This is a genomic window from Nocardia sp. NPDC049190 (assembly GCF_040648115.1).
In the GTDB taxonomy this organism is placed as follows: Bacteria; Actinomycetota; Actinomycetes; order Mycobacteriales; family Mycobacteriaceae; genus Nocardia.
The window spans coordinates 129,842-138,758 of sequence record NZ_JBEZDE010000005.1; the positions used below are offsets into that span (position 1 = coordinate 129,842).

Genomic DNA, 8,917 nt, shown 5'->3' on the forward strand with positions numbered 1-8,917 from the left:
GCTACCAGGTGAAATCGGTGGCTCGATGGGACTGCGTCTCCTGCCTGTGATGGTCGTAGGCCTCGACATCGGTGAATTGCGCGGCAGCTTCGTCGGAGGTCTGCGCGGACTCGGGCGATGTCGGCGGCGCCAGCGGCACCGGTGGTTCGATCGGAATTTCACCGGCGAAGTCGGGCATCCCGTCGACCAGTTCGGAAAGCTTCGGCAGCCGTGCGCGCCGATCGGTGATGGGCGCGGCGAGTTCCTCGTTTTTTCGGGCTACGACGGCCGCGGCATCCTGCGCGACCTTGGTCACCGTACTGGCGAGCTGCTCGATGCTCAAATACTTGATGTTCGGGTGGAACTTGGTCTTGATGACGACACCGTTGGCGTTCACGGTCACCGTCACCGTCTTGTCGCGCGACGTCGCCGTCCCGGTGAGTTTCGTGCGCTTGCGCTGAGCCTCGGCGATGGTGCGCATCTGCTCCTGAAATGCCTCCAGGATCGAGGCCATGTCACCCTCGTCAGGTCGTGCGTTGCTCATGCCGGCCCTTTTCGCGGATCAGGTGAGACGATTTCGGTGGATCAGGTGCGGCGGTCGAAACTTTCGGCCGCGGCCTGTTCGGCGTCGTGCATCCCGTCAGCGGCTCGGTATTGCCCCCGTGACATTCGGCGGAAGGATGTCGCTATGTTCCGCGTGCCGTCGTTGATACTGGCCATCGCGTTGTCGAAACCTTCGCTGCCATCGCGGAACTTGCTGCCGTACTTATCCGCCCCCGCGGCGATGCTTGCTTGCGTCGCAGCGCGTTCCGCGCCGGTCACGATGCCGAGCAGGTCGATATCCGCCTGGGCAGTGTCCGAGCCCGCGATCCGGAGCTTCTCCGTGTATGCCTCGATGTCGTCTGCTGCCATGGTGTTGTCCTTCGCCGACTGCATTCCACCTGCCTCAGATCATCGCAGAACATCCACCGCGCAGGCTACGAATACCGCGCGAACAGGGATCATTCGCTGCTTGCGCCGGCCTGTCGGCTCGATGGTCTCGCCATGCGACGTCAGGTCCGCACCGAGCCGTGCCGCTGCTGGAATCGCTGTTCGAACTCGGCGACGGACACCGCCGGCGCCACCGACGACGAGGACTGTTCCAGCACACCGTCGTCGGCGATGTAAAAGATGGCGCGGCCGATCGAGATCTCGCCGGGACGGGTCGGCACGAAGACCATCCAGCCCACGGTGATGCGGTCCGCCCGCAGCTCCTCCAGTGGATACCCGGCGGTGTCCATGCCCTGGTCCAGAATGTACTGGCGCACCAGGGAAATCGCCGCCTCTTCCGGCATCGGCTCGGGCAGCGTCGCGGCTACTCCGGCCATGATCAGCTGGTAGAAGGCGCTGTCGACGTCGAAGGTCTCGTCGTCGCCGAACACATCCGCCAGGATGTCGCGCGTGACGACGCCGCGTTCGGCGGCCGAGACCAAAGCGGCCGCCGCCTGACGCTGACGGTCGGTCGGCTGCTCGGCCACCAGTGCCGAGACCACCTGCACCACCGTATCGGTGGTCCAGATGCCGGGCACCGCGTCGCTGAGTTGATCCGCCGTCGACGACTCACCGCGGTACCAGTTGCCGCCTTCCCACCAGTAGCAGAACGACAACAGGCCGTTGGCGGCACGCGGATTCAACACCGGATTGGCCACCCACTCCGGTGCGCCCGCGTACAGCATGGGCATCGGCTCGCCGCCGTTGTACGTAGCGTCCAACTCCGGCGCGTCCCACACCCCGCCCGACAACACGCCCCGCCCACCTGGAAGGGCATACATTGTCGAACCGCTGCGCTCGACGCCCTCGAACAAGCCGAGCGCGGGCAGGATTCGCGGACCCCACTGCGATCCGACCGCTACGAACGCCGCGGCCAGCACCGCCCACCGCGACCACATCACCGGGAACACGGGAAAGTCCCCCTCGGACAGGACTCCGCGCACGCCGGCCCCGCGATCGGCCCGCGCCTGGGCCACGGCCGCCCGCGCCGGGCGCGACTGCCTGCCGTCGTGACCGACATAAGCCGCCAGCCACACCGGAAGAGAATCCCGGGGATATACCTCGAGATCCGCTCGATAGACCTCCGGTGGGAACAGTTGATCGTCCGGGAACGGCTCGTCGCCGTAGTCGTAGTCGACCTCGATCTCCCCGGCATTGCTCAGGGTCAGCACAAACCGCCACCAGGGGCCGGCACTGAGCTGCGCCGACAGCTGCCGCTGCTGGCGAACCAGCTCGAGGACCCCGACGGTCGGCTGGATCCGCACCGAACGCCCCTGGTCGTCGTAGAAGAAGACCTGCGCTACCTCGGCGACCGTCGTCAGCACGAACACCGCGTTCAGCCGCGCCCAGCCCTGCGGACCCGATGCCGCTAGTTCGCGGGCGATCTGGTGGCTGAGTTCCTTGGCCCGCTCGGTGATTTCAGCGACCCGCTCGGTGATATCAGGCCGGCCGGCGTCCTGGACAAGAGTGAATTCGATGTCCGGGTCGACATTGTGCTCTTGGAAGCTCGCCATGAACTCCCGCATGAAGGCCTCGTCGGCGTCTCGACCGTGCACGGTCGGTTCCGCTGGATCGAGGCCCGACCCCGCCGCGCTGCCGGCCCCGCGGTCGTCGGCGTCGTCGTCTGGTCTGGTCACCTCGGCGCAATCTCCTCAGTCATCCGCACGGACGCCCGCGCACGCGGGAGGCGGTGCGCCAGTGGGCCCGATGTGTCACTGCCCCCATCCTGGCACAGCGCCGCCGACGACCGCCGAGTTTCGCGGCCGTCCGGGATGTCGTTGCGGCGGAGTTGCTCTCACCGTCGACGCTCGACACAGCGCGGGCAGCCCCCGTCCCTCCGACAGGAATCGCGCCGCACCGGGTTGACATGAACATGTGTTCTCGTCGGGGGACGCCCGCGATCCCCGCCTGTCACCGCGGTAGGAGCGGGTCGGCGGTCCCGGTGCGATTCCGAGCGTCCCGAACAGGCCCGCGGTCTCGCCACCGGGTAATACACGCGATCACCGGCTCTGTGGCATGGCCGCGGCGATCTCGCGCCGCCAGTGCAGGTCGAGTTTCGCCAAGATATTCGACACATGCGACTGAATCGTGCGGCGCGACAGAAACATCTGCGCCGCGATATCGGAATTGGACGAACCTTTGGTCACCAGCGTGGCGATCTTTCGCTCGGTATCGGTCAGCGCTGCCCAACCGGATTTGGGGCGGTTGCGCCGACCGCGGACACCCAGCCGGATGCCATAGGGCCGCACCCGGGCGATCGCGCGGGCGGTGTCCCACGATGCGCCCAGCCGGCTGTAGAGCATCATCGCGGTGGCCAACCCACGACGGGCGTCGGCCTCTCGCCCGGCCGCGGCGAGCAGCATGGCGGCGTTCTCGTATGCCTGCGCTTCGTAGAGCGGACGCCCGAACTGCCGGAATGCGGCGGCGGCGGCGTACAAGAGAACATCGGGATCGTGATCGGCCAGACCCCGACACAGCAGTGCCGTTGCATTCCTGGCGGCGGTCGGCTGGCGCGCCAGCAGCTCGTCCGCGCCGACGACCACCAGCCGAGCCGCCTGCGCGTCCCCGACGTCCGCGGCCAGTCGAGCGATGTCCGGAAAGATGTAGTGCAGCGTCGCCGCGGCCAAACCGCCGGCCAGTCGCTGATAGGTGTCGACGAGCAGCGCCAACGCGCGGTCCGGGTGGCCGCGGGCCTCCTCTGTCAACGCCGTGACCCAGTGGTGGAAATGCGCGTACCCGGTACTGCCCACGCTGTCGTCCGGTGCGGGAATGCGGTCCGAGTCCGGCACGAAGGTACCGCGGTGCACGCCGATGAGCGCCGCCAGGAGCTGTCCGACCTGTGCGTATCCGAAGGGATCGGGTGTATCCAGAAGCGCCGTGCATTCGGCGACCGCGTCATCCCAGCGACCGCTCAACAGGTACAGCCGCGCCTTGCAGGCCAGATTCGACGACAGGTAAGCGCCGTGCACCCGGCGATCGCGTCCGATCGCCTTGGCGAGCACTTCTTCGGCGTCGGCCAAGCGGTCGAGTTCGATCAGACAGTGCGCGGACAACGCGTACGGATCGAATTGCTCGGGCCCCGCCCCATCCGCCAAGAGAACCGGGATCCGAGCGCTCAACTCCAGCGCCTCGTCGAGATGGCCCCGGGTGTAGCGCACCGCACCGATGGCGGTCAGGCCGTAGCTGGTGGTGAGCGGATTCCCACTGCTGGCGCCCAACGCCATCGCCTGCTTTCCGGCCCGTTCCGCCGCCTCGAACCGCCCGAGAAAGAAATTGTCGACCGCGCACATTCCCTGGAATCGGCCCGCCTCGTCGACACCGAGATCCATGGTGGCCAGCGCTGTTTCGGCGACCTCGACCGCGTCGGCCATCCGGGCCTGGGCTTGGCACGCCTGGGCCAGCAGCCACCGCAGTTCGACCTTGTCGCGGTGCTCCGGTCGCGTCGACAGCGCCGCGCGCACCACGGCCTCGGCCTCGGCCGCGCATCCGGTCCAGAGCAGCGCCTGTGTCTGCACGCGGATCAGCGTCGAACGCGACCCGCTGTGCAGGCCGGGGACTCTCGTCGCGCGGCTCAACAGCCGCACCGCCAGCTCGGGCGCGCGAACGACCAACTCGTCGGCTACCGTCAGCAACCAGTCCAGGCTGGCCTGGTCCAGGTCGTTGTCGCCGGCGGCCAGGTAGTACGCGACCCGTTCTATCGGCGCGTCGGTCGCCTGCAGGACCTGTCCCGCTCGTCGCAGCAGCCCGGAACGCAGCGAGGCGGGTAACTGCTCGGCCAGCGCGTCGCGGATCACATCGTGACGAAACACCAGTTCGGAGTGCACCACGGTGAGCAGTCCACCGACCATCGCCTCGGTAACGGCGTTCCAGATCTCCAGGATCGGGGCGTCCAGCACCACCGCCAATTCCGCGACGTCGACGGTAGGTCCCAGCGCGGCAGCCATCGGCAGCACATCGCGCGTTCGGCGGGACAGGAAATTCAGACGCCGCGAAATCGTGTCCGCGACCGAAGCGGACGCGCGCTCCCCCGCGGTGGTCGCGGTGGCGAGAGCGGAGTCCGCGACCACCATGATCGCCTTCTCCCGCAATAAGGCGGCCACCAATTCGGTGAGGTAAAGCGGATTACCGCCGGCACCGGCCACCTCGCGCAACAAGTCCGGCCCTGGAGCGGCGCCGACCATATGCCGCACCAATTCCGCCGCCGCCTCGGAGAGCGCGCCGAGCCGGATCATCGGAGCGCGACGATCGACCAGTTCGGCCGACAGCGCCGCGACGGCCCGGGTGCGCGGCAGCGGGCGCGCCGCGAGTACAACGAGCAACGGCAGGCCATCGACGAACTCGCAGAGCCGACGCAGGACCGCCAGGCTCGATGCGTCCGCCCAGTGCACGTCGTCCATGATCAGCACGACCGGGCCGGCCGAACACCAGGCGTCGATGCGATCCAGAATCGCCTCGGCGATCGCGATTTCGTGGGTCGCCGCGGCGTCGCCCGCCCGATTTCCGCTGTGCAGCAGCGCGCGGATCGGATCCGATGTCGGCTCGGATCCGGCGCGCTCCCCGGCGAACCAGGAGCGCACCGCGGAGAATGGCATGTCCCGCTGCAGTTCCCTGGCGGTTCCGCGGCGAAGATGCAGCTCAGCTGCCGAATACCGGAGACACGCCGCGTCGAGCAGCGCTGTCTTGCCGATGCCGGGTTCGCCCTCGACGAGAGCCATGGAGCCCTTGCCCGCGGCGTCCCCGGGCGCGAGTGCCGCCAGGTTCTCGATCTCGGCCTCACGACCGAGAAAGACCGTCGCGAAGGAATCCTGCATGTCAGTGAGCTTAAGCATCTCGGGCGCGAGTGGCAGATCGGAGCCGGACGGATATTTACCCACGATTCGGCAGATGTTTTCCGCGCACGCACCTGTCACCACGTTTCTGGCAGCCTGATGCCGCGAACGTCGGGCGTACACGGCGAAGTGGCCGTCGCTCGGCAACACCGGACGGTCCCGGATTGCTCATGTCCGATCGGAGGCAGCGAATTTCCGATCCGACGCGCGAGACGAGCGCGGACATGAGAAATTACTCGAAGGGAGAGAAGGATCCACGGTCGACGGCCCGGATTCTCGGTCGAAAGGATATGACAATGAAGAAGATCAGCGCGATGACGATGATGGCGCGGATCGCGATCATCGCGGCCACCAGCACCGGGCTCGCCACGGTAGCGGCGGGTGTCGCCAGCGCCAGCCTCGCCAGCGACAAGACGATCAAGCGCGATATCGCAGCCGTGGTGTGGGACCGCTGAGCGTATTCGGTCCACGTCGGGGCCGGCGTCATCGCGCGTCGGCCCCGCAGATCCCGTCCAGCCCTGTTGATTCGGCGTGACGTGAGTAAGTCGCAATCGCCGTTGCCCGCACCAACGCGGCCACCAACTCGGTGCGGCAGATCGGACTGCCGCCGACGCCTTCCACCTCGCGCAACAAGTCGGGGCTGGCCATAGGCCGCCCCGATTCCGCTGCCGCCGCACCGTGGAGCGCGCCGAGCCGGATCATCAGGCGCGACGTTCGGTGAATGCTGCCGACAATTCACGGTGAGAGCGCACGCGGACACATTCGGTGGCGGAGGTGGACGCCTACTTTGCCGCATACTTGCGGCGGTCTCCCGTTCCGACTTGTGCGGGCCGCTCCGTGGGTCATCCCCAATGCCTCTCGCGACCGGGCGCAGTGAATTGCCGCGCCGACTCGCGAGATGAGCCCACCCATGCGAAATTATCAATGGGGGCAGGTGGATTCGCGCCCGACGGCCCGGGTCCTCGGTCGAAAGGATATGGCAATGAAGAAGATCAGCGCGATGACGACGAGCATGGCGACGATGGCGCGGATCGCGATCATCGCTGCCACCAGCACCGGCCTCGCCACGGCAGCAGCGGGTGTCGCCAGCGCCGTTGTCGAGAGCGATCGTGCGATCAAGCGCGATATCGCAGCGGTGGTGTGGGACCGCTGAGTTTTTCGGTCCACGTTGGGGCCCGCGTCAGAGGACGTCGGCCCCAGCCCGGTGGATTCGGCGGGACGTGAGTGGGTCGTAATCGCCTCCACGCGCACCAACGCGGCCACCAATTCGGGGAGGTAGAGCGGATTGCCGTCGGCACCAGCCACCTCGCGGCAAGTCGAGGCCCGGCACGGGGTCGGCTATTTAGCCGCACCGACTCCGCTGTCGCAGTGTCGGGAGCGCGCTGATCGGATCGTCGGGGCCCGACGTTCGGCCGACAATTTCCGGTGAGAACGCACGTGGACATCCGCGGCCAGGAAAGTGAACATCGGCTTCCTGGGCACTCGCGGTGATTCTCGCAGCGATGTCGCCCAGCCGGACTCGACAGCTATGCGGCCGCTCCGGGGCGGGTTACCGATCCGCGACGGTTCTCGTCCGACCGGACGCGGCGAATTACTGCTCCGACTCGCAGGATGAGCGCAGGCGTGAGAAATTGTTGAGGGGGAAAATGGATTCGCTGCCGACGGCGCGGGTCCTCTGTCGGAAGGACATGACAATGAAGAAGATCAGCGCGATGACGACGAGCATGGCGACGATGGCACGAATCGCGATCATCGCTGCTACCAGCACCGGGCTCGCCACGGTAGCGGCGGGTGTCGCCAGCGCCACTCTGGACAGCGACAAGACGATCAAGCGCGATATCGCAGCCGTGGTGTGGGACCGCTGAGCGTGTTCGGTCTACGTTGGGGCCGGCGTCAGCGCACGTCGGCCCCGCAGATCCCGTCCAGCCCCCTGGACTCGACGGGGCGCGAATGGGTGCTGAATGGACACGACATTCTCGGCAAAGTCCTGAAATTGCCGATCAGCACATGGCGGTACGAGTGGGAACCGCCCGAGGTACGTCATCTCGGTCCGATGGCACAGGATTGGCGCGCCAGTTTCGGTCTCGGCGACACCGACAAGAAGATTTACATGGTCGACGCCAGTGGTGTCGCCTTGGTCTGTATCCAAGCGCTGCACCGAGAGATCGCCGAACTGCGCGCCGAAATCGACCAACTCCGCGGTACCGCGGACAAGGAATAGGCGCACGACAGTCGATGACGCGCCGGAATTCTGATCGGCGATGGTGATCGCCGACAGCAGGGCAGCCGTGACCTCGGTGGGTCCGATTGTGATCGCCGCCTCGTGACCAGATGAGCGGTCTTACGGGAAACAGCAAGGGGGCTCCTTGCCGGTTCGACCTCCCGCTCGGGATACACGCACGCAGCGGGCGGGATCAGTCCCGCTCCCCACGCACCGGGAACGGGACAGTGCGCCAGAGGAGTTCAATCGCTCGGTTTCTGTCGCTTCCCTTGATCGCGCTGTTCGGCCTGCTGCAGATCAGCGTTGCGCGCTGCCGCATTGGACCCGCCGAGCTGGCCCGTGAAGGCGGCACGCGCCGCCGCCACCAGCTCTTCGCCGACCTCCGGGTAGGCGCCGGCGATAGCGATCAGGGCGGTCTCGGTTTCGATGTCCAGCCCGGTCTCCGAATGCAGGCCGCCGCCGGTGGTCACCGACCCGAGTTCCCGCTCGAAGTTGCGCCGCAGTTCTTCGTCGGTGGGGTATCGGCCTCGTACCATCAGTTCTCCCGTGTGTAGGTCCTGCCCGCGCTGCGGCACCCGAGATCGGCGGTGGCAGCTCGAAGGTCTCGCCGCGGCGGGTCGGAAAGCCGCCCCGGGGTCGCTGCGAACACGGCCGTTTCCACCGCCCACCGTCCGCGGCCGGAGGAACTCAGAGTAGGCCAACTCCAGGACTGATCAGCACAACGAGATGATTCCGCTCCGACCGTGTCGAAAGGGGCTGTCGACCACGCGTCACAGCCGAACTCGGCCGGGCGGTCTTCTCGCGTCGCCGATGCGTCGGTGGAGGCGTGCGACTCGGCCCGACACCGCGCCTCAGCCGC

The 8,917-nt window shown here is 67.1% G+C and carries 10 protein-coding genes; 4 read left to right on the plus strand and 6 right to left on the minus strand.

What is annotated here, in order from left to right:
* Position 1: 1 nt before the first annotated feature.
* From AB0B25_RS07270 to AB0B25_RS07285, 4 genes are all read right to left on the minus strand, one after another.
* Positions 2 to 523, minus strand: a complete 522-nt coding sequence (locus AB0B25_RS07270; RefSeq protein WP_357176012.1) for a YbaB/EbfC family nucleoid-associated protein — start codon at positions 521 to 523, stop codon at positions 2 to 4.
* 41 nt (positions 524 to 564) lie between these two features.
* Positions 565 to 891: a hypothetical protein gene (locus tag AB0B25_RS07275; protein ID WP_357176013.1), complete on the minus strand. Its 327-nt coding sequence runs from the start codon at positions 889 to 891 to the stop codon at positions 565 to 567.
* Positions 892 to 1,031: 140 nt separating this feature from the next.
* Positions 1,032 to 2,645 (minus strand): hypothetical protein, encoded by a 1,614-nt coding sequence (locus tag AB0B25_RS07280; protein ID WP_357176014.1) that lies wholly within the window; start codon positions 2,643 to 2,645, stop codon positions 1,032 to 1,034.
* A 363-nt stretch (positions 2,646 to 3,008) separates the two neighbouring features.
* Positions 3,009 to 5,819, minus strand: coding sequence for an AAA family ATPase (locus AB0B25_RS07285; RefSeq protein WP_357176016.1), 2,811 nt, complete (start codon positions 5,817 to 5,819; stop codon positions 3,009 to 3,011).
* A gap of 314 nt (positions 5,820 to 6,133) precedes the next feature.
* On the opposite strand from AB0B25_RS07285, the gene AB0B25_RS07290 reads away from it, so the two are divergent.
* Positions 6,134 to 6,292 carry a hypothetical protein gene (locus AB0B25_RS07290; RefSeq protein WP_357176018.1) on the plus strand — a complete coding sequence of 53 codons (159 nt, stop codon included), beginning with the start codon at positions 6,134 to 6,136 and terminating at the stop codon, positions 6,290 to 6,292.
* Positions 6,293 to 6,320: 28 nt separating this feature from the next.
* Here AB0B25_RS07290 and AB0B25_RS07295 read toward each other — a convergent pair whose 3' ends face one another.
* A complete protein-coding gene (locus AB0B25_RS07295; RefSeq protein ID WP_357176020.1) occupies positions 6,321 to 6,539 on the minus strand; it encodes a hypothetical protein in 219 nt (72 codons plus the stop codon).
* A gap of 280 nt (positions 6,540 to 6,819) precedes the next feature.
* On the opposite strand from AB0B25_RS07295, the gene AB0B25_RS07300 reads away from it, so the two are divergent.
* From AB0B25_RS07300 to AB0B25_RS07310, 3 genes are all read left to right on the plus strand, one after another.
* A complete protein-coding gene (locus AB0B25_RS07300) occupies positions 6,820 to 6,990 on the plus strand; it encodes a hypothetical protein (RefSeq protein ID WP_357176022.1) in 171 nt (56 codons plus the stop codon).
* A 541-nt stretch (positions 6,991 to 7,531) separates the two neighbouring features.
* Entirely contained in the window at positions 7,532 to 7,702 is a 171-nt protein-coding gene (locus AB0B25_RS07305; RefSeq protein ID WP_357176024.1) for a hypothetical protein, read from the plus strand.
* 2 nt (positions 7,703 to 7,704) lie between these two features.
* The gene (locus AB0B25_RS07310; RefSeq protein WP_357176025.1) at positions 7,705 to 8,058 is read left to right on the plus strand and encodes a tail fiber domain-containing protein; all 354 of its coding nucleotides are present in this window, start codon (positions 7,705 to 7,707) and stop codon (positions 8,056 to 8,058) included.
* 242 nt (positions 8,059 to 8,300) lie between these two features.
* Here the strand turns inward: AB0B25_RS07310 and AB0B25_RS07315 are convergent, their stop codons facing one another.
* Positions 8,301 to 8,594, minus strand: a complete 294-nt coding sequence (locus AB0B25_RS07315; RefSeq protein WP_357176027.1) for a hypothetical protein — start codon at positions 8,592 to 8,594, stop codon at positions 8,301 to 8,303.
* Positions 8,595 to 8,917 lie beyond the last annotated feature (323 nt).